Consider the following 23,236-nt stretch of genomic DNA (forward strand, 5'->3'; position numbering starts at 1 on the left):
TGATTGTTTACCAGTACTAGCAGATAAAACGCTAACACTCACCACTTCGTAAAGGGCTCTACTAACATCAGCCCCTTATCAGTAGTCAGCCTTTTCTTTTGATGATATAAGTGGAATGAGATCATGTCTCATGGATCGGATAGGCACTCTTGATCCATTTACGCGGTGTGATGGTCATGCACACGAATGGGTCAAACTAAGTATTATCAGGAAATCATGCGAGCAAAGACGTGCTTGTCACACGTTTTTGTGACATTTATACGTTCAACTTATATAGTAATAAAGGACTGGGCGGAGTTTGCCCGGTTTTTCTTATCATGAAATCAGCTGAACGTTTTTGGAATAAAGGTCTTGAATACGCTTATATCAGGGAAACTTCAAATGGATTTAATATCCAATAAAAAAATTTAATAAAATGAAGCGAAAGGCTAGCATTTTATTTCGGAAACCGTTATATTAGTAAATACGTATAAAAATGGAGGGAGAACAACATGGAGATATTCAGGAAATTAAAAGGATTTTATTGGCCTTTTAAAAAGTATTTTTTGTTATCTGTATTATTTGTTATGGTTGTAACCGGTATCACTGTTATTTACCCCATTGTTCTGCAAATCACGATTGATGATGTCGTCTTAGCAGAGCAATATCAGTTGATTCCTATTCTATCGATTGGATTTATTCTTATTATGTTAGTTAAGGGAGTTGCTAATTTTCTACAACAATATATGGGAGATTTGTTCGGGATAAAAGCGGTCTATACCTTAAGAGACGCCTTGTATAAGAAGTTGCAAAGACTATCCTTTACTTATTATGACAACGCCCGGACTGGTGATCTTATGTCACGATTAACGATGGATGTAGAAGGATTTCGCTTTTTCTTAGCGGCAGGCTTTCGTGAATTAATACGGGTATGTTTATTGATTGTTATTAGTTTAGGTGTTATGTTTTTCTACTCTGTTCCGCTTGCATTAGTGACAATGGCTGCTATGCCTTTCTTAGCTGTCGTTGTTTACCGGTTCGATAAAACCGTACATCCAGCCTTTCGAAAGATACGTAAATCTTTGGGACGATTAAATACACGTATTCAAGAGAATGTGACAGGCATGCATACGGTAAAGTCTTTATCTAAAGAAGATTTTGAGATTGGTCGTTTTACTACGAATAACACGAACTATAAAGAAGTGAATATCCACACCTCCAATATTTGGGCAAGATATTTCCCTTTCATGGAGTTCATCGGAAATATTTCGATGGTAGCTTTACTTATTTATGGTGGTTATTTGGTCATTAATGATTCCTTGCAATTAGGGGAATTAGTAGCTTTCTTTAGTTTAGTTACTTATATTCTGGGACCTTTAATGAACTTGGGCTTTATTGTTAACCAGTTTTCACAAGCAAAGGCGTCAGGTGAGCGTCTATTAGAGATTTTGGAGGCAAAAGAAGATGTGGAAGAAGAGGATCATCCCATTGTACCAGAACGTATCAATGGTCATATCACCTTTAAGAATGTTTATTTGACATATACAGCAGAAGATGATGCGGCATTACGAAATATCTCATTCGATGCCCCCCCTGGTAAGGTGATCGGTTTAATTGGTCCGACTGGGGCTGGGAAAACCAGTATTACTCAATTAATTACAAGATTTTATGAACCTGATCAAGGTCAAGTTTTAGTTGACCACAAACCGACTAGCAGTTATTCGCTAAAATGGCTTCGAAAACATATTGGTTTTGTATTGCAGGAATCCTTTTTGTTCTCTACTACGATTAAAGAGAATATCGCTTATGGAAATCCAGAAGCTTCGATGGAAGAAATCATAGCTGCAGCTAAACGAGCTCAGGCACACGATTTTATCATGGAAATGCCTAAAGGATACGATACACTACTTGGTGAACGAGGGATGGGACTTTCTGGTGGCCAAAAACAACGTGTCGCGATTGCTCGTGCGATATTGATTGACCCAAGCATTCTTGTACTGGATGATGCCACATCGGCAGTAGATATGGAAACGGAATTTCAAATCCAGAAGGCGTTAAAAGAGGTAATGGATGGCAGAACGACGTTTATTATCGCACACCGAATTTCGTCATTGAAACATGCAGATGAGATCTTGGTTCTGGACGCAGGGGAAATTGTGGAGCGAGGCACCCATGATCAGTTAATTAAGCAACAGGGAGCTTATCGTCGTATTTACGATATACAATATCAAGACCGTGACAGCGTCATGCAAATAGTTAAATAAAAAAGGAGGTCACCGAATCAAATGGCTAAATCAAAAAATATCCAACAGGGCACCCATAAACCGAGCCCCCACCTGAATAGGTTTTATTATCCACTAGATCAAGCCGTGGAAAAGCCGTTTAACTGGAAACAAATGTTGCGATTATTAACCTATTTGAAACCATATGCCAAAGGATTATTGCCCGCAGCAATTGTTGCGATGCTGGTTTCTACGATTGTCAGGTTAGTGGTACCAGTAGTAATCGGTACTTGGGTAATCGATAAGGCAATTACAGAGCAAAACGTTTCTTTACTAACTTATTTGATTATCTTTGTGGCTGTATTATATTTAATAAGTTATTTGGCCAATCGATATCGTATTAAATGGGTGAATATATTAGGTCAACGCGTGATATATGATTTGCGGGAGAGCTTGTTCACACATGTTCAGCGTTTATCTCATAATTTCTTTGATAAACGCTCTGCTGGTTCCATTTTGGTTAGGATTTTGAATGACGTTAATTCATTACAGGAATTATTCACAAATGGGATCATTAATTTACTAATGGATGTCGTGATGTTGACAGGAATTATTGTGATTTTATTCGTGCTAAGCCCGCCGCTGGCTTTGGCTGTTCTGATTATTTTGCCAATTATGTTTTTCATCTCGACGAAGCTGCGACGAAAGATTCGTCGATCATGGCAAGATGTTCGTATCCAGAAGTCACGACTAAATTCACACTTGAATGAAAGTATGCAAGGTATTCGTATTACGCAATCCTTCTCTCAAGAAAAGGAAAACACAGAATTTTTTAATGGTGTTAATTCAGATAACTTTGAAAAAGAACGAGTTGCTATGAAAAAGAGTGCCTATTTTGGTCCTTTTGTGGAAATGAGTAATGCGGTTGGTACCGTCATCTTAATTTCTTATGGTGCTCATCTCATAATTTCTGGAAATATCGGAATTGGTGTTTTTGTCTCATTTGCCTTTTACCTAGGTATGTTTTGGGAGCCGATCTCCAGATTGGGGCAAATCTACAATCAATTATTAGTTGCTATGGCATCCTCGGAACGTATTTTTGAGTTTTTAGATGAACAGCCAAATGTGGAAGAGAAAGAGAATGCTATGCCATTTAAGGATATGAAAGGGAATATTGTTTTTGACAAGGTGGAATTTTCTTATAATGAAGATCGTATAGCATTGCATGAGATCTCTTTGGAAATGAAACAAGGTCAGACTGTTGCATTAGTTGGTCATACCGGTTCAGGTAAATCGACAATTGCCAACTTAATTAGTCGTTTTTATGATCCTACCAATGGTAGAGTGCTTATTGATGGCTATGACCTTCGAGATATGCGATTAGATAGTTTAAGAACAAATATTTCTGTCGTTTTACAGGATACGTTTATTTTCTCGGGAACAATTAAAGAGAATATTCGGTTCGGAAGACCAGAAGCAAGTGATGAAGAGGTAAGAGATGCAGCCAAGGTAGTAGGAGCGGATGAATTTATTCAGCGCTTGGCAAATGGCTATGAAACCGAGGTAGAGGAGAGAGGGAATATTCTTTCTGCTGGAGAAAGACAGTTGCTTTCTTTTGCCCGGGCCTTATTGGCAGATCCTAAGATTTTGATTCTGGATGAGGCTACTGCCAGCATCGATACAGAAACAGAGGTCAAAATCCAGAAGGCGCTGCGCCGATTATTAGAGGGGCGGACAGCAATAATGATTGCCCATCGTCTTTCAACGATTCGGGAGGCAGATAATATTATTGTGTTGGAACATGGAAAAATCTTAGAGCAAGGCAGTCATGATGAGCTCATGAAATACAAGGGCGAGTATTATGGTTTAGTACGATCTCAATTCGAGATGCTCGATGCACTATAAAAGACAGCGAAAGAAGCTAGTACACGAAGCTAGCTTCTTTCTTTTTATCTTGGAAAGTATATTAGTTCTTGGATTAGGATTTGAAATGATGTTGACCTAGAACGAATCGCGATATCGATACGTTGGCTGATGTAAAGTAGCAGGGCCATCTATTCCATGTCGTAAAGCTGATTGTTTGCCAGTGCTAGCAGATAAAACGATGAAACTCAACACTCCGTAAAGGACACTACTTAACATCACCCGTCTTATTGGTAGTCAGTATTTTCTTTTGATGATATAAGTGGAATAAAATCATTTCTCATGGATCGGATAGGTGCTCTTGATCAGGAAATCATGTGAGCAAAGACTTGCTTGTCACACGTTTTTCTTATCTTGGTAACTATATAAATTGCAGTTTCATCCCTCACCTATTTTAGCGTTAATATACCGACCGGATCTGCGCTTGGTTTTACACATCTAACCCAGTTGTCGGAAGTAAAGGACTTTTTATAAACCATATTAACAGAAACTATGTACGTTTTCTGTCTGATTTGTGATAGAATATCAATGATAATGATTGTGGAGGAATTTGTATGAAACGAGAATTTGCCGTAATTGGCTTAGGACGATTTGGCGGCAGTATTTGCCGAGAACTTAGTGCAGAAGGCATGGATGTGTTAGCTATTGACAAACAAGAGGATAAGGTAAAGGAATTTAAAAATATTGCTGCCTATGCTGTAATAGCTGATACTACGGATGAAGAAGTCTTAAAGGAACTAGGGGTCAGAAATATTGATCATGTCATTGTAGCAATCGGAGATGATATACAATCGAGTATACTTACGACATTAATGCTTAAGGAATTGGGTATTAAGAAAATTACGGTCAAGGCCCAGAACGATTACCATGAAAAAGTGTTAAATAAAATTGGCGCAGATTTTGTTGTTCACCCAGAGCGTGACATGGGCAGAAGGATTGCCCATAATATTATTTCAACCAATATTTTAGACCATCTTGAATTATCCGATGATCATAGTATCGTGGAAGTTAAAGTCGGAGAAAAAATGCATGGCCGTTCTCTGTTAGATCTAGATATCAGGGCTCAGTTTGGGTGTAACGTCGTTGCCATTAAAGAGGGAACGCAGAAGAAAATAAATGTATCACCAACCGCTGATCAACATTTGGACGAGAATGATGTGCTGATCATTATTGGAGCAGATAAAGATATATCCCGATTTGAGCAAGAATTAGTAGTGGAGAATGAATAGTGGAACAAGAAAAGCAGGCTGTTTTTATTTATCAGCCTGCTTTTCTGTCTTTACACTTCCATAATAATAGGTAAAATCATTGGTCGACGTTTCGTTTTATCGTGTAAGAATGGTGCAATCGTGTCCGTGATTTCATTCTTTATTTCAGACCATTGGGTTGTACGACGCTCCATTACTTTATTTAAATGCTTAGAGACAAGTTTTTGTGCCTCATTAATAAGGTCCTCGGACTCTCTCATGTATACAAAACCACGAGAAATAATGTCTGGACCAGAAGCAATTTTAAATTCTTTCATATTAATACTTACAACAACAATAACTAATCCTTCTTCAGATAGGATGCGGCGATCACGCAATACAATATTACCAATATCACCAATGCCACTTCCGTCCACGTAAATGGCACCTGAAGGGATTTTTCCAGCTATTTGACCACTATCCTTGCTTAAAGCCAATACTTCTCCATTGTCCATAATAAAACAATCCTTAGGGGAGATGCCACAGCTGTCCGCAAGTTTGGTATGTTCCTTCAACATGCGGTATTCCCCATGAATCGGCATAAAGAATTTAGGTTGAATCAAGCGTAACATTAATTTTTGTTCTTGTTGCCCACCGTGTCCAGAAGTATGGATATCGTTAAGTGGTCCATGAATAACTTCGGCACCTGCTCGATATAACTGGTTTATAATGCGACTGACACTTAATGTATTTCCAGGGATTGGCGAAGAGGAAAATACAACAGTGTCGCCAGGAATAATCTGAATCTGACGGTGTGTTCCATTGGCAATTCTTGATAAGGCTGCCATCGGTTCTCCTTGCGAACCGGTACAAAGGATCGTTATTTCATCAGCAGGGATCTGATTGATTTGATGCGCGTCAATAAAGGTATTCTTAGGTGCGCGAATATAACCTAATTCTTGACCAATTTTAATGGAACTTTCCATACTTCGGCCGAATACGGCTACTTTCCGATTATTTTTCACCGCAGCTTCGACCACTTGCTGCAAACGATGGATATTAGACGCAAACGTCGCAAATATAAGTCTGCCATCCACTCTAGAGAAAATATCATTAATACTGTCGCCAACTACGCGTTCGGATAAAGTAAAGCCAGGGACTTCACTGTTTGTACTATCTGATAACAGACAGAGTACACCTTCCTTTCCAATCTCTGCCATTTTGGCCAGATTAGCAGGTTCTCCAACAGGGGTGAAGTCAAACTTGAAGTCACCTGTATGGACGATATTACCTGGAGGTGTTTTTACTACAATACCGTAAGAATCGGGAATACTATGTGTCGTTCGGAAAAAGGACACAGAGGTCTTTCTAAATTTAATCACATCCTCTTCTTGAAAAGGATAAAGTTTGGCATTTCTTAACAATCCATGCTCATCCAATTTATTTCGAATAAGTCCAATTGCTAATTTACCAGCATAAATAGGCACATTAATTTCACGCAGTAGATAAGGGACACCACCAATATGGTCTTCATGACCGTGGGTGATAAATAACCCTTTAATCTTATCTTGATTTTGCACTAAATAGGTGTAATCAGGAATGACATAATCAATCCCTAATAATTCATCCTCAGGGAATTTAATACCGGCATCAATCAAGATAATTTCATCTTGAAATTGAACACCATACGTGTTTTTGCCGATTTCTCCTAAGCCACCTAGCGCAAAAATAGCTGTTTGATCATTCTTTACAAACTTCATCTGCTATGCATTCTCCACTTGAAAGTGAGGAGATTGTTGTTCATAAGCTAGATGTGCCCCTTCTAAGCGTTGGATGAACTCAATGTTAATTTGTTGATCTTTTAAAATTTCACGTACTTTGCGTTCAGATTCTGCTTCGATATATTTACTTTTGGTATGTTCTCGTACAGGAATTTCTGCCGCATTTTCTTGATATAGTACTTTGAAAATCATGTTATCTCTCCTTTTGATTAATATTTATTCCGTATTTGTTATCCGATTTTACGATGTTCCGATTGGTTGTAGTATTCACTAGAACGATTTATTGTAGTTGGTACACGTTTTCTCCGTAACGCTTCACGCATGCGACGTTTTAATTTCTCTTTTAAACGTTTTAACATTGTACTGCCAACTCCTTTCTATAATGGTATGTAAATAGAAAGAAATGCAAGTATTCAACGAACCGATCCAATCCCTATTACTTATAGTATAGTATGAATCCAATAAATTTGAAACAAAAAAGCAAAAATTCTTCAATTAATTATTTATTTAGGTAGAGAAATGGGGCAAAGAAATGAACGAAATGCCTATTGGTATGATCAAAAATTGACCAAGTGCTTGGCGATAGAACCAGGAAAAGAGGTGGTCGTTGTAATAGGTGATTTTGCTGGCTTATCTGTGCTCCCGTTTCATCTTGATTTTTTTTGTGTGTTTATAGTGTTGGCTTTGATAAATATACTTATTCCTATGATTCATGGTATAATGACGAAGAAATATAAATTGAATAGAGGATGAGGCAGTTGGAACAAAAAATAGTATTTCTTGACATTGATGACACGATTCTGGATCATCGCAAACAAATTCCCCAAGCAACACGCAAGGCTGTTGAACAGCTGCATAATAATGGTGTTATTGTCTCCATCGCAACGGGAAGGGCACCATTTATGATTCAAGATATCTTAAAAGAATTACAAATTTCATCACATATTACCTTTAACGGACAACATGTTGTACATAATAACGAGATTATTTATCGTAATCCGATTGATTCTTCGGTTGTACAAGCATTGACGACATTTAGCATGGAAAACGATCATCCATTGGTTTATCAGAGTGACCATGATATGCGATCCAACGTTAGTGAAAGTTCTTTTATAGAAAAAGGTATGAATAGTTTAAAATTAAAACACCCGCTAATCGATGAAGATTATTATAATAAACATGATATTTTTCAAGTGCTGCTATTTAATGAAAAATCGGAGCAAGGTGCATATGAAGATAAATTTGATCAACTTCGCTTTGTAAGATGGCACGAGTTTTCCTGTGATGTATTACCAGGCAATGGTTCTAAGGCCCATGGGATCAAAGAATTCGTGAAGATACTAGGTATAAAATGGGAAAATACATATGCCTTCGGTGATGGTTTGAATGATATTGAGATGATAGAAAGCGTTCATACAGGGGTCGCCATGGGAAATGCCATGCCAGAAGTGAAGAAAGTTGCTGATCTTATTACAGAAAATGTCGAGAATAATGGCCTTAGCAGAGCAATGCGGCAATTGGGATTAATTGATTAAGAAAATAAGAAAACCGTAAAAAACCCCGATTGGTTCATGCAAAAATCGGATGTGTTACATCATCTAACGGATTGGCCTTTCTATATTGTACAAGGTCAAAATTATTGCAAATCCAAGGCTGCCAAGAATTTTATAATTTCTTGTCTTAGAACAAAGAAGCTGGTCAGCATGGCTGATCAGCTTCTTTGTATCTATTCGATGGCTTTGGAGTTCTCAGGTACAGTAAAGGGAGCCTCACTATTTATTCGATCATAGAACATGACACCATTTAAATGATCAATCTCATGCTGAAAAACAATGGCAGCATAACCTTTCAGTTTTAATTTCAATTCCTCACCATTCAAATCTGTTGCTTTTACCGTAATGCGTTGATACCGTGGCACGTATCCGGGTACTTCGCGGTCCACAGATAGACAGCCTTCACCACCTGCTAAATAAGATAACGCCACAGAATGGCTCACAATTTTGGGATTGAACAATCCATAGCTATATTGTGTTTCCTCAAAATCTTGAAAGTGCACCGCAATCATTCGTTTGGAAATACCAATTTGCGGAGCGGCCAGACCAACACCAGCACGTAATTGATAGGCATTGGCAAGCTCCTCGTCTTGACTGTTCTTCAGAAATTGCAGCATCTCAGCTAAGGTATTTTTTTCTTCTTCAGTTGGCGGCAATTCCACAGCCTCAGCTACCTGGTTTAATATGGGATCGCCCTCTCGTAGGATATCTTTCATCGTAATCATTTTGCTATTCACCTCTCATTTATCGCAATTCTAACCATCCAGTTGGGAAATAAATTTGCAGGGTCATGCCAATTTATTTTGCTTCTAGTACCCACAAGCACCCATCTAATAAAGTTTAAGCGGGGAATAACTAATAGGTTATGCTATCCAATAAGGGGGTGAGAAGACCCTTGCTGAAGGTAAGTTTCACTGTATCACCATCATATATTATAACGAAAAAACTTTCAAAAATATAGAATTTCTCGGTAAATTCAGCTAATGCTTTAACAGATAGAGGGTGCTGTGTTATAATTAAAAAGGTTAAATGAGGAAATGGCATATGTTATTACTATAGGAGGATATGGAGACTTATGAAGAACGTGGTTTATGGCGGTATATTATTGATGCTATTTTTGGTGGGGTGCAGTGGTCAATCGGTCGCTAATAATATGTATGACCACTTAGAGAAAACCGTTGAATTAGAGCAGCCCTTTGCAGAACAGCAAGATACTTTTACACAGTTAGAAAATGAAGAACAAGAGCTATATAACCAAATTATAGAATTGTCTTCAGAAGAAATGGATCAGATTCAGTCTTTGTCAGAAGAAGCATTATCGACTATTGACGAGAGAAGAGATCTGTTGAGTACAGAAAAAGATAGTATGGATGAAGCGAAAGAAGAATTTTCTAATGTAAAAGATGAAGTAGGTGAATTAGAAGAAGGTCCTAAAGAGCCTGCGGAAGAGATGATACAAACGATGGATGAAAGATATAATACATACGAGCAATTAAATGAGGCTTACGCTGCTGCTTTAGATCAAGATACCGCATTATATGAAATGATGATGGAAGAAGAGTTAACAGAAGATGAATTAAAAGAACAAATTGATCAAGTGAATCAATCGTATGATGAGATCATTAGCTTGAATGAACAATTCAATGAGCTAACGGATGCTTACAATGACCAAAAACAAACTTTTTATGAAGCAACAGATTTAAATATTAGCTTTGAATAGACAGGAAAGGCATGGGTGTTTCGACCAAACACTTATGCCTTCTTTTATAAGCAAATAAAGTAAATAACCCTTGGTATAATAGGACTTGAAATGATGTTGAACTGGAACGAATCGCCTTATCGGTAGTCAGCATGTTCTTTTGATGATATAAGTGGAATGAAATCATGCCTCATGGATCGGATAGGTGCTCTTGATCCATTTACGCGAATGGATCAAATGAGGTACTAGCAGGAAACGATGCAAGCAAAGACTTGCTTGTCACACGTTTTTGTTACATTTATACGTTCAACGTATATAGTACTAAAGGAACAGGTGGAGTTTGCCAGTTTTTTCTGTTGTTATTCAAAATAGTACAGTGCAAAAAATATAATGAAACAGATTTTAAGAAAACGCTTTTAATCATTATTGGAACTTCGCTTTCGCAATAATAATGTTAAAAAAATTTATTGCAAAGTGTTTGACCAATGTACATTGATAAGCTAAACTATATAAGAGTAATAATTGTACCAATAATTTTATTATATTTTTATGTAACAGCTTCTAGCTTACATAGAATGTTTAATTTTTTGTGATAAAGGTATAACAGTAATAAAAACTTTTGGTACAGATTTTCTAATTTTTTGGGGAAGCTAAATTTGATTCATTAAATTTTTGTTATAAGGAAGGAAGAGGTGAATTCTTGTGAAACGTGCTTTAGAAAATATCGAAGAACAGTATCAAACGTTTCAAATCTTGGATGAAGAGGGTAAGGTCGTAAATGAAGAGGCAATGCCTGAACTTTCAGATGAAGAGTTAAAAGAAATAATGTATCGAATGGTGTATACGAGAATCCTTGATCAGCGTTCCATCGCATTAAATCGTCAAGGGCGCTTGGGCTTTTATGCACCAACTGCTGGGCAAGAGGCGTCACAATTAGGGACACAATTTGCTTTAGAAAAAGAAGATTTTATCTTACCAGGTTATCGTGACGTTCCACAATTAATTTGGCATGGTCTTCCTTTATATCAAGCATTTTTATTCTCTCGTGGGCATTATCATGGGAATCAAATGCCAGAAGATGTTAATGCATTCAGTCCTCAAATTATAATTGGTGCCCAGTATGTACAAGCTGCTGGTGTGGCACTTGGTATGAAAAAACGTGGAAGTAAATCAGTAGCCATCACATATACAGGTGATGGAGGTACATCTCAAGGTGATTTCTATGAAGGAATTAACTTTGCTGGTGCATATGGTGCTCCTGCTATTTTTGTGGTGCAAAATAACCATTTTGCTATCTCCGTACCAGTTGAAAAACAAACTGCTGCTCGAACACTAGCTCAAAAGGCAGTAGCAGCAGGTATTGAAGGTATTCAAGTAGATGGTATGGATGTACTTGCCGTATATGCTGCAACGAAGGAAGCGAGAGAGCGTGCCGTAAATGGTGAAGGTCCTACTTTAATTGAAACATTAACTTATCGTTATGGCCCTCATACAATGGCTGGTGATGATCCAACTCGTTACCGCACAGAAGATATGGATAGTGAATGGGAAAAGAAAGATCCAATCGTTCGTTTCCGTAAATACTTAGAAGACAAAGGTCTTTGGTCAGAAGAAGAAGAAAATGAAGTAATCGAAAAAGCAAAAAAAGAAATCAAAGAAGCTATTAAGAAAACGGATGAACAGCCAAAACAAAAAGTGACAGATTTGATTAGTAATATGTATGAGGAACTTCCAGCACACCTTCAAGAACAAATGGAAGAATATAAAGAAAAGGAGTCGAAGTAAATCATGGCTCAAATGACAATGATCCAAGCAATCACTGAAGCAATGCGTGTAGAATTGAAAAATGATGAAAATGTCTTAGTATTCGGGGAAGACGTTGGCCAAAATGGCGGTGTGTTCCGCGCCACAGAAGGTCTACAAGATGAATTTGGGGAAGAGCGTGTGTTTGATACACCGCTAGCTGAATCTGGTATTGCAGGGCTTTCCATCGGTTTAGCAACACAAGGCTATCGTCCTGTTCCTGAAATTCAATTCTTTGGTTTTGTTTTTGAGGCGATGGATGCGATCAACGGTCAAATGGCTCGCCTACGTTATCGTTCGGGTAACACTCGTAATAATCCGATAACGATTCGTTCACCATTTGGTGGTGGTGTACACACGCCAGAATTACATGCCGACTCTTTAGAAGGTTTAATTGCACAACAGCCAGGAATGAAAGTGGTTATTCCATCTGGTCCATACGATGCCAAGGGATTATTGATTCAATCGATTAGAGATAATGATCCAGTGGTATTTCTCGAACATATGAAATTATACCGTTCCTTCCGTGAAGAGGTGCCAGACGAAGAGTATACGATCGAGCTTGGAAAGGCAAATGTCGTACGAGAAGGAAATGATGTAACCTTAGTCGCTTACGGTGCCATGGTACAATCTGCTTTGAAAGCAGCGGAAGAACTTGAAAAAGATGGCGTGGACGCAGAAGTAATCGACTTGCGTACGGTTATGCCGGTTGACTTTGACACCATTGTACAATCTGTTGAAAAGACAAATCGGATGGTGATGGTTCAAGAGGCACAGCGTCAAGCAGGTATGGCATCTTATATTGTATCAAATGTACAAGAAAGAGCCATCTTACACTTAGAAGCACCAATCTTGACTGTAGCGGCGCCAGATACGGTATACGCATTTACTCAAGCAGAAGAAGTTTGGCTGCCAAACTACAACGACATTATCGAAAAAGTAAATCAAGTAGTTCATTTCTAAAAGATAAAATCTAAGGTAGGAGGTCATATGGATGGCTTTTGAATTTAAATTGCCCGATATTGGCGAGGGTATCCATGAAGGCGAAATAGTAAAATGGTTTGTAAAAGCTGGTGAAGAAATCAAAGAAGATGATGTGCTTTGCGAAGTGCAGAATGATAAAGCTGTGGTCGAGATTCCTTCCCCTGTTGACGGAACGGTAAAAGATGTTCATTTTGATGAAGGATCAGTTGCCACAGTGGGAGAAGTCATTGTGTCTATTGATGCAGAAGGTTATGAAGGGGAAGGCTCTTCAGAATCTGCTGAAGACGAACAAGAAGAAGACAAGCAGGAAACGCAAGAGCAAGAAAAGGATACTTCTTCCGATAAGAAAGAAGAAAAACCAGCTAAGTCTTCCAATGAGCGTGTGATCGCAATGCCTTCTGTTCGTAAATATGCACGTGATAATGACGTCAACATTAGCGAAGTTACAGGCAGTGGTAAAAATGGACGCATTATGAAAGAAGATATTGATTCTTTCTTAAGCGGAGATCAGGCAACGGAAGCTTCTTCGGCAGATGCACAGCCAGAACAAACGCAGACTCAGGATGCAAGTGGGGCTGCAGCGCCTGAAGGTGAGTTCCCTGAAACACGAGAAAAAATGAGTGGTATTAGAAAAGCAATTGCGAATGCAATGGTGAATTCTAAACATAAAGCACCACATGTTACCTTGCATGATGAGGTAGATGTGACAGAACTTGTCGCTCATCGTAAAAAATTCAAACCGATTGCTGCAGATAAGGAAATTAAATTAACCTATCTTCCTTATGTAGTAAAATCGTTAGTTTCAGCGTTGAAAGAGTATCCAATCTTGAATGCTTCTGTGGATGACGACACGGATGAAATTATTCAAAAACATTACTATAACATTGGTATTGCAGCCGATACGGAAAAAGGCTTGCTAGTACCTGTTGTGAAAAATGCGGATAAGAAATCAATTTTTGAAATTTCTCAAGAAATCAATGAATTAGCGGTAAAAGCACGGGATGGCAAACTAGCTCCAAACGAAATGAAAGGTGCTTCTAGTACGATCAGTAATATCGGATCTGCAGGTGGACAATGGTTCACTCCGGTGATTAATTATCCAGAAGCTGCGATTTTAGGTATTGGTCGTATTGCGGAGAAACCAGTCGTTCGTGACGGCGAAATTGTGGTTGCACCTGTACTAGCATTATCATTAAGCTTTGATCACAGAATTGTGGATGGCGCTACCGCACAACATGCGATGAATCAAGTGAAACGCCTATTAGAAGACCCACAATTAATTATGATGGAGGGGTAAAAGATGGTAGTTGGAGATTTTCCAGTTGAATTAGATACTCTAGTTGTTGGAGCAGGACCAGGTGGATACGTTGCGGCAATTCGCGCAGCGCAAACAGGCCAAAAAGTTACTATTGTTGATAAAGGTACTGTTGGTGGGGTTTGCCTTAACGTAGGCTGTATCCCATCCAAAGCCTTAATCGAAGCTGGTCATCGTTATGCCCATGCGCAAGGTGATGATGACTTAGGTATTACGACAGAAAATGTTTCTGTTGACTTTTCTAAAGTTCAAGAGTGGAAAGGTTCTGTGGTTAAGAAATTAACCGGTGGAGTCGAAGGATTGTTGAAAGGAAATAAAGTAGATATTGTTAGTGGTGAAGTATACTTTGTTGATAAAAATACGGTAAAGGTAATGGATGAGAAGAATTCGCAAACTTATACCTTTAAAGACTGTATCATTGCAACAGGTTCTCATCCCATTGAATTACCAACTTTCAAATATTCTGACCGTGTCATTGACTCGACCGGTGCATTAAATTTGAAAGAAATTCCAGAGAAATTGATTGTCATCGGTGGCGGATATGTCGGTACTGAATTGGGTACAGCATATGCTAATTTCGGTACAGAAGTAACCATCTTAGAAGGTCTAGATGATATTCTCAATGGCTTTGAAAGTCAAATGAGTTCCATTGTTAAGAAGAAATTGAAGGCGAAAGGAACAACCATCGTCACGAAAGCAATGGCTCAAGGTGTAGAAGAAACAGATGATGGGGTCAAGGTTACCTATGAAGTAGACGGTAAGGAAGAGACTGTTGAAGCAGATTACGTATTAGTAACGGTAGGACGTAAACCTAATACCGAGGAGCTTGGGTTAGAGCAAGTTGGTATTGAAATGGATGACAAGGGATTAATCAAAATTGATGAACAATGCCGTACAAACGTAGATAATATCTATGCAATTGGTGATATTGTTGCAGGACCTCCGCTAGCTCACAAGGCATCTTATGAAGGTAAGATTGCGGCAGAAGCCATTGCTGGTGAAAAATCCGTGATTGATTACAACGGTATTCCAGCAGTTGTGTTCTCCGATCCTGAATTGGCAACGGTAGGCTTTACCGAAGCTGGTGCTAAGGAAGCGGGCTATGAAGCGAAGGCATCCAAATTTCCATTTGCAGCAAATGGCCGTGCCTTGTCCCTTAACGAAAGTGACGGATTCTTGAAGCTTGTCACACGTAAAGAAGACGGACTATTAATTGGGGCGCAAATTGCAGGACCGAATGCCAGTGATATGATTGCAGAGATTGGGCTTGCTATCGAAGCAGGAATGACGGCAGAAGATCTTGCCTTAACCATTCATGCTCACCCATCACTTGGTGAAATTACTATGGAAGCAGCAGAAGTTGCAATTGGAACACCAATTCATATTGTTAAATAAGGAAGAAGCCTGCTAGTGCAGGCTTCTTTTTATCGCAGTGTTCAAGAATAGAGAAAACAAGCATGCTCATGATGGCAGAGAGAAAAATGTTCTACTTCGTTTTTCTTAAGAAATGTTGTCGATCTTTGTTTAAGGATAAATAGAAAGGGAATATCATATTTATCGCCTTGTAAATGTTTGTAAGGTTTCCATTTCAAGAATAGCAAAGAAATGAAGATACACGTTATTGTGAAAAACATTGGTTAGGAGGAAAAATGTGATAAAGAAATACATAGTATTCATACTTGCCTGCAGCATGCTTTTGCTAGCGGCTTGTAATAGTGAAGATGCTGATGGAAATACTCAATCGAATGAAGATGCCGAAGATACTACAGAAGATGCAACAGAAAGTGAAGGAGACAACAGTGAAGAGGATCCTGATCAAACAGGTGATGAAACAGATGGAGCCAATGAAACAGATGAAAAAACAGATAACACAGATGATCAAAGCTCAGAAGAAACGGACAATCAAACGGATCAAGTCGGAGATCCAGAGGCAGAAAAACAATACGAACTGGATACATCTACTTGGAGCCTTACACCCATAGAAGACGGCACTAATGAAAAAGTCGTTTTACTTACAATAGACGATGTGCCAGACGAAAATGGATTAGAAATGGCAAAAACTTTAAAAGAGCTTGATGCACCCGCTATTTTTTATGTAAATGGTCATTTTATTGAGTCTGAAGAAGATCAAGAAGCATTAAGAGAGATACACGACATGGGTTTTGCAATCGGGAATCACACCTATAACCACCAGCAATTATCGGTGGCAGATGAAGAAACTCAAAAACAAGAAATCATGGAATTAGATGAAAAAATTGAAGAAGTCATTGGAGAACGCCCAGAATTCTTTCGAGCGCCACATGGTGACAATACGGATTATGCCAAACAAGTCGTTAAGGATGAGGGTATGCTGTTGATGAATTGGACCTATGGCTACGATTATTTTGAGCCGTATATGGATGAGGATAAGATTAGAGAAGCAATGATTTCAGGAGAGGCACCTGAAATTGATATCGACTATTCCTTATTAAAACCAGGCGCCATTTTACTTATGCATGATCGTGAATGGACGGCTGCTGCATTAGCAGATATTGTAGAAGGTTTGAGGGAACAAGGGTATGAGATAGCGGATCCTAACACTATTGAAATTCCAGAGTAAGTAAAACCGGGCAAAATTCGCCCGGTTCTTTACGAATAACTAAAAGTAGCCACTGAACTGCCGATAAGATGGATGATGTTAAGTAGCCCACTTTCCTTAGTGGTGAGTTTGATCGTTTTATCTGTGCGAAGCAAGCACTGCGGGAATAGGTTCCGCTTTCCATGGGGCCGGCTTCAGCTAACTAAAAAGAAGAGCACTTTTTAGTGGATCTTCAGCTCGTCCTGGTCCCATAGGAGTCTCCACCTATTCCCTCCGCTAGATTGGCGTACAACAATGGTTATCACTGCAAGGAGAAAGCGTTCTAGGTACCTAGACACTGTTGAGCCAAAAGGAGAAAATCGTCAGCTGATTCTTCGTCTACGTAATGGATCATGTGGTACAAATATAAAATCATAACGTAGGATCAAGCCGTTCTCAGAAAAAGGTTATGCGGTTTGCTTATTGACAGAAATATAGTGTCTGGAACACTTCATCTTCGCAGTCATTTGATTGTAGTACTACTACCTAGCGTAGGAAATAGGTGGAGACTCCTGCGAGAAAAGCGCAGTGTGAAGACCCCGCAGGAAGCGATCTTTGCTGACGAGGAGGCTGAGCCAAGACATGGAGGTTCGCAGGCTAAGATCACGACCTCCTGTCGTAACGCCTGCACTTGCATGTCCTATGCATCGAAGCGGAACCTATTTTCGGAGCGCTGTCTAGCACTGACAAACAATCAACTTTACTACATGGAATAATGGAACTAGATACTTTACATCATACATCTTATCGGTATCACCATTCGTTCAAGATCAAAATCGGTCCACATCCTTTCATACTCAGAATTTTATGCTTTCTTATCTTAAGAAAAACTGGGTAACCAGATCTTTTACTGACCACTCAAAATAGATATGGAGCTCAAGGTCAAATCGTTCCATCTCCTATTATGCCAATGATTATATACGGCTTGATCTTATAAAAAGAAAAACCCTAAGCATAGTCAGAATATGCCTTAGGGTTCTTCTTTTGTATTGAAATGCTGCCATGTTACAATGATAAAAGTAAAAGGAGTGATAGGTTTGAATTACAGTTATCCAATTGATTCATCTTGGTCAACAGCAGAAATCATTGATGTGGTCAACTATTTTTCGTTAATTGAAAAGGCCTATGAAAAGGGAATCCCCAAACAAGATTTGATTGCGGCATACCGACGTTATAAAGAAATTGTTCCTTCCAAAAGTGAAGAGAAACAATTAGATCGTCAATTCGAGCGACAGTCTGGATATCTGGCTTACCGCGTGCTTAAAAAAGCGAAAGATTTAGACAACCATGATACGATAAAAATGTCGTAAATAAAATCTGGTCAGACTGCTGGTAAGGTGATTATTTGAAGCATCCTTACCATTATTTTGAACGAATGTGACAGTTATGATAACTGCTACAGCATATTCCTGGAGCGGTTTGCCTAGCATAAAAACAGGCAAATTCACTACATAGAAAAATGGGATACTTCATATCATCTTATCGTTAGCTTGTCCAGTGGTAGTGTTTATCGTTTAGCTTTCCAAGGAAGAGCGATACAACGGTGCAACGGTTTGTAAGGTTTCCTTTATCGTTTGAAGCAAGGCCTCGCCATCTGTCACTAATGGATCGTCGGCAGCAATTCTTCGACCAACGAGAAATTCGGCTTTTTTCACCTTTTTAAAGCGTTCCAGACATTGTTGTAAATCGGCTTCTGCTACCGTCGTCGCTTCATTTTTCATATGATCAAGCGAAATAGCGAAGTCAGCAGGCAGTATCTCCTTTATATCATCGATTTCCGTTAAAAACTTACTGGCAATTTCACTTTTGTGAGGTAGTTCATAGATATAAGCTAACCAAATAAATAAATGATCTCCCCACAAACCAACTTGAAAATGCGGATGTTTCTTATATCCGCGTTTATTATGGCAGTAGGCTGACCAGGTATCGTTTGGTGCATTTTTTGTTCTACGAGCGTGCCTGGCAATGTGTAAATGCATGTCTTGTCCAGCAATATGATCTATATCGTCCGCAAGTGCGTCATAGATAGCCTGAAATTTGGGCTGAATACGCTTTTGAATAGCTTCCATTCTTTCATCTAATCCCTCAATATAAAAAGTATTAAAGTCTTCTTGCGTAAATCCTGTAAATGTCATGTATTTCACCCTTTTTATTTGATTATTATCATTACTATTTTATATTAATTATTATCTGAATGCAAAGAAGAGTTGCCAGATTTTTAAAATAATTATTTTTTTGCTAAAATAGAAGGTAGCTAAAAATGAATGGGGGAAAAGCTGATGGATGTTACCATTCGGCAAGGTATATTTGATCATGCAAAAAAATGGGTATATGAAGCAGGTAATACTATTCGTAAGCAGATGCAGGAAAGCTTTCAAGTGGATACCAAATCCAACCCAAATGATTTAGTAACCGAAATAGATCGATCAACGGAAAGGTTTTTCATTGAGAGAATCAGGAGAGAGTTCCCTGCTCATCACATTGTAAGCGAAGAAGGATATGGTGATAATGTAACGGATGCAGAAGGGACAATCTGGATTATTGATCCAATTGATGGAACCATGAATTTCGTACATCAAAAAAGGAATTTTGCGATATCTATTGGGATCTATCAGGATGGTGTTGGAGAAATTGCCCTTATCTATAATGTGATGGATGACGTCCTCTATACAGCTTTGAAAGGGGAGGGTGCCTTTCGTAATGAGGAGCCGTTACAGCAGCTTAGCAACGAGGTATCGATAGAGACGAGTATTATCGCAATGAACAGTTCATTGGCTTGTGAAAATGATCGAATAAATGAAAAGAAAATCCAGCAGTTAATTCGAGATAGCCGAGGTACGAGATCCTATGGTTCAGCAGCTTTAGAGTTTGCCTTTGTGGCAGAAGGGATTGTGGATGCTTATCTCACCATACGATTATCCCCATGGGATTTTGCGGCAGGACTTATTTTGGTAAGAGAAGTTGGTGGAGTTACGATTCAATCGAATGGTGAACCGGTTGATATGTTGCATAATAATACGATTTTGACATCCAATCAGGAAATTCAATCTGACTTGTTAGAGCGTTATATTGATTTGAAATAAACGTTCATGAGAAGCTGTTTTCTAAGAAGCGACTGCCGGAGCGATTTTAGGCGGCGGTATCACCATTTATTATCACCAACCTATGACCCCGGTGCAGTCGCTGTGTATGCAACTTAGCTTTCTGACTGCTTTCTTTTTTGTGCAATTCCAAAGCCCATTAAGGCAAACCCCAAGAGAAAGGCAAGCAGAATAAAAGGAACACTGCGAAAAGCAATGGCAACCCCTGCTGCCGAAAAAGAGAGAATGACACAGAGTGCCAAGAGCAATTTTGATAGTTGGATATTCATTTCCTCACCTCAAGTATGATAAAGTCTAATTAGAGTCTATCATATTTTAGAAGGAAATTGTATTTATCCCTATTATCACGTATAATAGATTTGTTTGAGAGTTGAGTATGGAGGTATCATATGGAGAGCCAGACAATAATAGAAGTACCGAATAACTTGTGGCCGGTTGCCGATTTTTTTATGAGAGGTCTTGGTGGGGAAGTTGATGTATCGGACCCTGAACAGATGGGAATGTTAATCAGAGGTTTTTTCTTCTTATACATAACGGTTGTAATCTTAGCAATTTTGGCGTATAAATTTGGATTTGCTAAAAAATTATCCCCATTGAAATCATTAGTTGTTTATATTTTATTAGTAATAGGAACATTTATATTAACTTTATTATTTGGATTGAATTTACCTTTGGCAGAAAGTTTATTTATTATTGCTATCGTCATGGGGATTTATCGTCTTCGTTTGCACCAAGAAAGAAAACAGCAAGCAAATTAATCGAATCCATTATTTACTCAAAAGCGCAAGCTGCATAACACTGCTTGCGCTTTCGTTTACTTTAATCAAGGTATTGGTCATATACTTCGTACTTGCGAAATAACTTGAATCGCCCTGTTTTATGGCGTTTTATGGTATTTTCGCCAATTCGCTTGGAGCATGTATCACACATATAGGTATGAATTAAGCGGTTCTGCAGTTTTTTTGCTTCAGGGCAATCATTATCTATTCTTTCAATGGTGTCACATATTACACATTTGACCCTCATCGTTCCACCTCAAATTCAAAAATCATTTATTCATTAAATTGTAACATATCTAGAGGAATAACCATAGACATTTGATAATTTGCGTATTTTTCCAATGGGGAGAAAGGGTTGGAATGGAATGCGGATTATGTCATGTTTTGCGTATAAAACGTGAGTCATTCTTGATAGAACAGGGAGATAAAGGATGTTTTAAATAGAGCAAGTTGGGTATATTTTTATTAAGGACAACAATAGTTAGCAGAAAGGATGATAAGCTTGAATAAAAGATATATTATCAGTGGAATAGCAGGCATAGTAAGCGCGGCAGCAGTATCCTATTTATTATCAAACGAAGCCAATCGCGAAAAGTTATGTGATGTATGGAAAAAAATAAAAACCAATCTACAAAGTAATTACGATGACTTTCCAATTGATGTGGCTGGTGATCCAGGCATTGACAACCTTGAGAACTCCGATATGGTTGAAGAAGGATCACAGTTTGGGGTTAATTATTATAATGAAAAAAGACAATAAGTTAAAAAAGGAGAGATTGAATGACCTCGATGAGAGGGAGAGCATGACAGGCTAGGTTCAAAAAGTAATCGGGGGATGATTTTTTTCCCTATTATTGCTATATTAGGATTCTTAGATGTGATCCCGGTGTCGAAGGGGCTTGCATGGTTTGCCTTAGCTATTTTTGTCGTTTGTTTACTGGTTTTCTGGTTCTCATTCAAAGGAAAAGAACCAGAAAGAGGTTAACCAATCAAAATGTGTACGGTGGATAAAAACCAGGCTGTCAGAAGTTTACTTGTCAGCCTGGTTTTTTATTCTTATTTATGATGATTAGACTGGTCTTCTTGAATGTTATCTAAATTCTGTTCCTCTTGATTATCGATGATTTGTTTATTCTCATCTGGTGGTGTCGAGCGATTTTCATCTACTGGAAACTCGGGCATCCATCGGCTTGTTATATTGGCTAATTCTTCACTAACCGCTTCCACTGGATGGCCTTCTTTCATTTTATTACCGATTCCCTTCATACGTTCGTATAAGTCGCTATCAGCTACTATAATCGCCTTGCTTCCTTGAGTATCGTGCTCCAGTGCCTCTAAAACGGCATATTTAATGGAGCCAATACTTGATTGGTCTAAATCTTTATCTACATCAATACTGACAAGGGAACCTCGTTTTGTAACAAGGGCAGTTGCCCCGTTGACATTAGGGACTTGACTAGCCAAATTAGCAAGATACTGCGCCTTTTCCGTTCCTTTAAGTTCATTATCTAAGGAAGGATCGGCATTCTTTAATTGTATGGTACCCAACTGATTGGGTGATTCGGCGGTACTTTGCTCTGGTTGCTCTTGTTGACATCCGAATAAAAGAAAGATCAGAACCGTCATTATTATATACTTCATGCTTATTGCGCCTCCTTTTCTCTGTATATTTTCTGATAAAAACAAAAAAATATACCTGAGACAGCAAGTAGCATGTGTATGTGTATCGTGAAACAGGTCCTAATGTGGTTTAGACAGAGATAACGGACACAAATTATTTACTGAATCTGAATAATCTTAATGGCCTTGATTGGGTTCTGCCGGTTACTGCCATCACCGAAATAAAGGTGACCAGGCCCGTCTTCTTTGATTTGCCTGCCGTCAATTGAGAATAGCATTAAGGAATTCAGCAATGTTTCAAGTGACACTGGATGTTTGCCATCTTCTGTTTCGATGATTGCTTCTGTTGCTGTGTCATCGATTTCAGCGGTCTCCATAAATGGTTTAAGCGGCATGACATAAGAGTAATGTAATAATTCCTTTTTGTTATATTTTTTGATGCTATGATTAACAGGCGGTTTGTTCAAACGGCTGGTTAACGCTTGATCGTCTTCCTCTGCTACGGGCTGATGATGGAACGCATCTTCTAACCTGATTTTTCGGTCATCAAAAATCCATACGCTCGGGTCCAGCGTAATCGGGTATGTAACGTTACCTTTTACTTGGATAATCACAATAAGTTCACCTCTTCTTATTTATCTTCTGTTATAGGATAGCAGATACAGGCTAATTT

23 protein-coding genes are annotated in these 23,236 nt (G+C 38.6%); 14 read left to right on the forward strand and 9 right to left on the reverse strand.

Translation table 11 applies throughout. The features are described 5' to 3' along the window. The first annotated feature begins 491 nt into the window (after positions 1-491). From BN6556_RS14480 to BN6556_RS14490, 3 genes are all read left to right on the forward strand, one after another. Positions 492-2,243: an ABC transporter ATP-binding protein gene (locus BN6556_RS14480; RefSeq protein ID WP_066192760.1), complete on the forward strand. Its 1,752-nt coding sequence runs from the start codon at positions 492-494 to the stop codon at positions 2,241-2,243. A 21-nt stretch (positions 2,244-2,264) separates the two neighbouring features. After that, positions 2,265-4,106 (forward strand): ABC transporter ATP-binding protein, encoded by a 1,842-nt coding sequence (locus BN6556_RS14485; RefSeq protein ID WP_066192761.1) that lies wholly within the window; start codon positions 2,265-2,267, stop codon positions 4,104-4,106. 572 nt (positions 4,107-4,678) lie between these two features. Further along, on the forward strand, positions 4,679-5,353 hold the full coding sequence (locus BN6556_RS14490) for a potassium channel family protein (protein WP_066192763.1): 675 nt from the start codon (positions 4,679-4,681) through the stop codon (positions 5,351-5,353). Positions 5,354-5,403: 50 nt separating this feature from the next. Here the strand turns inward: BN6556_RS14490 and rnjA are convergent, their stop codons facing one another. The 3 genes from rnjA to BN6556_RS22670 are packed head-to-tail and all read right to left on the reverse strand — an operon-like array spanning position 5,404 to position 7,451. Then, positions 5,404-7,071: a ribonuclease J1 gene (gene rnjA, locus BN6556_RS14495; RefSeq protein WP_066192765.1), complete on the reverse strand. Its 1,668-nt coding sequence runs from the start codon at positions 7,069-7,071 to the stop codon at positions 5,404-5,406. Positions 7,072-7,074: 3 nt separating this feature from the next. Beyond that, on the reverse strand, positions 7,075-7,284 hold the full coding sequence (locus BN6556_RS14500; RefSeq protein WP_066192767.1) for a DNA-dependent RNA polymerase subunit epsilon: 210 nt from the start codon (positions 7,282-7,284) through the stop codon (positions 7,075-7,077). Positions 7,285-7,322: 38 nt separating this feature from the next. Continuing rightward, a complete protein-coding gene (locus BN6556_RS22670; protein WP_262361317.1) occupies positions 7,323-7,451 on the reverse strand; it encodes a hypothetical protein in 129 nt (42 codons plus the stop codon). A 390-nt stretch (positions 7,452-7,841) separates the two neighbouring features. On the opposite strand from BN6556_RS22670, the gene BN6556_RS14510 reads away from it, so the two are divergent. After that, a complete protein-coding gene (locus BN6556_RS14510; protein WP_392388595.1) occupies positions 7,842-8,627 on the forward strand; it encodes a Cof-type HAD-IIB family hydrolase in 786 nt (261 codons plus the stop codon). 191 nt (positions 8,628-8,818) lie between these two features. Here the strand turns inward: BN6556_RS14510 and def are convergent, their stop codons facing one another. After that, entirely contained in the window at positions 8,819-9,370 is a 552-nt protein-coding gene (gene def, locus BN6556_RS14515; protein ID WP_066192772.1) for a peptide deformylase, read from the reverse strand. A gap of 350 nt (positions 9,371-9,720) precedes the next feature. Here def and BN6556_RS14520 point away from each other — a divergent pair, with 350 nt between their 5' ends. From BN6556_RS14520 to BN6556_RS14550, 7 genes are all read left to right on the forward strand, one after another. Then, positions 9,721-10,365 carry a YkyA family protein gene (locus BN6556_RS14520; RefSeq protein WP_066192773.1) on the forward strand — a complete coding sequence of 215 codons (645 nt, stop codon included), beginning with the start codon at positions 9,721-9,723 and terminating at the stop codon, positions 10,363-10,365. A 681-nt stretch (positions 10,366-11,046) separates the two neighbouring features. Next, positions 11,047-12,129: a pyruvate dehydrogenase (acetyl-transferring) E1 component subunit alpha gene (pdhA, locus tag BN6556_RS14525; RefSeq protein ID WP_066192775.1), complete on the forward strand. Its 1,083-nt coding sequence runs from the start codon at positions 11,047-11,049 to the stop codon at positions 12,127-12,129. 3 nt (positions 12,130-12,132) lie between these two features. After that, positions 12,133-13,110, forward strand: coding sequence for an alpha-ketoacid dehydrogenase subunit beta (locus BN6556_RS14530; protein ID WP_066192777.1), 978 nt, complete (start codon positions 12,133-12,135; stop codon positions 13,108-13,110). A 31-nt stretch (positions 13,111-13,141) separates the two neighbouring features. Continuing rightward, a complete protein-coding gene (locus BN6556_RS14535) occupies positions 13,142-14,428 on the forward strand; it encodes a dihydrolipoamide acetyltransferase family protein (protein WP_066192779.1) in 1,287 nt (428 codons plus the stop codon). Between the two features lie 3 nt (positions 14,429-14,431). Then, complete coding sequence (gene lpdA, locus BN6556_RS14540) at positions 14,432-15,841, forward strand: dihydrolipoyl dehydrogenase (protein ID WP_066192781.1); 1,410 nt, start codon at positions 14,432-14,434, stop codon at positions 15,839-15,841. A 256-nt stretch (positions 15,842-16,097) separates the two neighbouring features. After that, positions 16,098-17,045, forward strand: coding sequence for a polysaccharide deacetylase family protein (locus BN6556_RS14545; protein WP_235817534.1), 948 nt, complete (start codon positions 16,098-16,100; stop codon positions 17,043-17,045). A 1,055-nt stretch (positions 17,046-18,100) separates the two neighbouring features. Next, complete coding sequence (locus BN6556_RS14550) at positions 18,101-18,373, forward strand: UPF0223 family protein (protein ID WP_066192783.1); 273 nt, start codon at positions 18,101-18,103, stop codon at positions 18,371-18,373. Positions 18,374-18,577: 204 nt separating this feature from the next. On the opposite strand, the gene BN6556_RS14555 is transcribed toward BN6556_RS14550, so the two are convergent. Then, complete coding sequence (locus BN6556_RS14555; RefSeq protein ID WP_066192786.1) at positions 18,578-19,198, reverse strand: DUF1054 domain-containing protein; 621 nt, start codon at positions 19,196-19,198, stop codon at positions 18,578-18,580. 144 nt (positions 19,199-19,342) lie between these two features. Between BN6556_RS14555 and BN6556_RS14560 the strand changes: the two genes are divergently transcribed. Further along, entirely contained in the window at positions 19,343-20,146 is an 804-nt protein-coding gene (locus tag BN6556_RS14560) for an inositol monophosphatase family protein (RefSeq protein WP_130859797.1), read from the forward strand. A 113-nt stretch (positions 20,147-20,259) separates the two neighbouring features. Here the strand turns inward: BN6556_RS14560 and BN6556_RS22170 are convergent, their stop codons facing one another. Next, positions 20,260-20,433 (reverse strand): DUF5325 family protein, encoded by a 174-nt coding sequence (locus tag BN6556_RS22170; RefSeq protein WP_161485714.1) that lies wholly within the window; start codon positions 20,431-20,433, stop codon positions 20,260-20,262. Between the two features lie 120 nt (positions 20,434-20,553). On the opposite strand from BN6556_RS22170, the gene BN6556_RS14565 reads away from it, so the two are divergent. After that, a complete protein-coding gene (locus tag BN6556_RS14565; RefSeq protein ID WP_066192791.1) occupies positions 20,554-20,922 on the forward strand; it encodes a YlaH-like family protein in 369 nt (122 codons plus the stop codon). Between the two features lie 61 nt (positions 20,923-20,983). On the opposite strand, the gene BN6556_RS21735 is transcribed toward BN6556_RS14565, so the two are convergent. Then, positions 20,984-21,190: a YlaI family protein gene (locus tag BN6556_RS21735; protein ID WP_078060108.1), complete on the reverse strand. Its 207-nt coding sequence runs from the start codon at positions 21,188-21,190 to the stop codon at positions 20,984-20,986. Between the two features lie 255 nt (positions 21,191-21,445). Between BN6556_RS21735 and BN6556_RS14570 the strand changes: the two genes are divergently transcribed. Continuing rightward, entirely contained in the window at positions 21,446-21,703 is a 258-nt protein-coding gene (locus BN6556_RS14570) for a hypothetical protein (protein ID WP_066192793.1), read from the forward strand. A gap of 296 nt (positions 21,704-21,999) precedes the next feature. Here the strand turns inward: BN6556_RS14570 and BN6556_RS14575 are convergent, their stop codons facing one another. Then, positions 22,000-22,584, reverse strand: a complete 585-nt coding sequence (locus tag BN6556_RS14575) for a YhcN/YlaJ family sporulation lipoprotein (RefSeq protein ID WP_066192795.1) — start codon at positions 22,582-22,584, stop codon at positions 22,000-22,002. Between the two features lie 137 nt (positions 22,585-22,721). Next, the gene (locus BN6556_RS14580; protein ID WP_066192797.1) at positions 22,722-23,177 is read right to left on the reverse strand and encodes a hypothetical protein; all 456 of its coding nucleotides are present in this window, start codon (positions 23,175-23,177) and stop codon (positions 22,722-22,724) included. Between the last annotated feature and the right edge of the window lie 59 nt (positions 23,178-23,236).

The sequence above is a fragment of the Gracilibacillus timonensis genome, assembly GCF_900086715.1.
Lineage (GTDB): Bacteria > Bacillota > Bacilli > Bacillales > Amphibacillaceae > Gracilibacillus > Gracilibacillus timonensis.

Coding starts and splice junctions, on each gene's coding strand:
- BN6556_RS21735 (WP_078060108.1), bottom strand. CDS start 21,190: ATGAGGGTCAAATGTGTAATATGTGACACCATTGAAAGAATAGATAAT.
- lpdA (WP_066192781.1), top strand. CDS start 14,432: ATGGTAGTTGGAGATTTTCCAGTTGAATTAGATACTCTAGTTGTTGGA.
- BN6556_RS14575 (WP_066192795.1), bottom strand. CDS start 22,584: ATGAAGTATATAATAATGACGGTTCTGATCTTTCTTTTATTCGGATGT.
- BN6556_RS14520 (WP_066192773.1), top strand. CDS start 9,721: ATGAAGAACGTGGTTTATGGCGGTATATTATTGATGCTATTTTTGGTG.
- BN6556_RS14510 (WP_392388595.1), top strand. CDS start 7,842: ATGAGGCAGTTGGAACAAAAAATAGTATTTCTTGACATTGATGACACG.
- BN6556_RS22170 (WP_161485714.1), bottom strand. CDS start 20,433: ATGAATATCCAACTATCAAAATTGCTCTTGGCACTCTGTGTCATTCTC.
- rnjA (WP_066192765.1), bottom strand. CDS start 7,071: ATGAAGTTTGTAAAGAATGATCAAACAGCTATTTTTGCGCTAGGTGGC.
- BN6556_RS14565 (WP_066192791.1), top strand. CDS start 20,554: ATGGAGAGCCAGACAATAATAGAAGTACCGAATAACTTGTGGCCGGTT.
- BN6556_RS22670 (WP_262361317.1), bottom strand. CDS start 7,451: ATGTTAAAACGTTTAAAAGAGAAATTAAAACGTCGCATGCGTGAAGCG.
- BN6556_RS14480 (WP_066192760.1), top strand. CDS start 492: ATGGAGATATTCAGGAAATTAAAAGGATTTTATTGGCCTTTTAAAAAG.
- def (WP_066192772.1), bottom strand. CDS start 9,370: ATGATTACGATGAAAGATATCCTACGAGAGGGCGATCCCATATTAAAC.
- BN6556_RS14485 (WP_066192761.1), top strand. CDS start 2,265: ATGGCTAAATCAAAAAATATCCAACAGGGCACCCATAAACCGAGCCCC.
- BN6556_RS14500 (WP_066192767.1), bottom strand. CDS start 7,284: ATGATTTTCAAAGTACTATATCAAGAAAATGCGGCAGAAATTCCTGTA.
- BN6556_RS14530 (WP_066192777.1), top strand. CDS start 12,133: ATGGCTCAAATGACAATGATCCAAGCAATCACTGAAGCAATGCGTGTA.
- BN6556_RS14555 (WP_066192786.1), bottom strand. CDS start 19,198: ATGACATTTACAGGATTTACGCAAGAAGACTTTAATACTTTTTATATT.
- BN6556_RS14535 (WP_066192779.1), top strand. CDS start 13,142: ATGGCTTTTGAATTTAAATTGCCCGATATTGGCGAGGGTATCCATGAA.
- BN6556_RS14490 (WP_066192763.1), top strand. CDS start 4,679: ATGAAACGAGAATTTGCCGTAATTGGCTTAGGACGATTTGGCGGCAGT.
- BN6556_RS14560 (WP_130859797.1), top strand. CDS start 19,343: ATGGATGTTACCATTCGGCAAGGTATATTTGATCATGCAAAAAAATGG.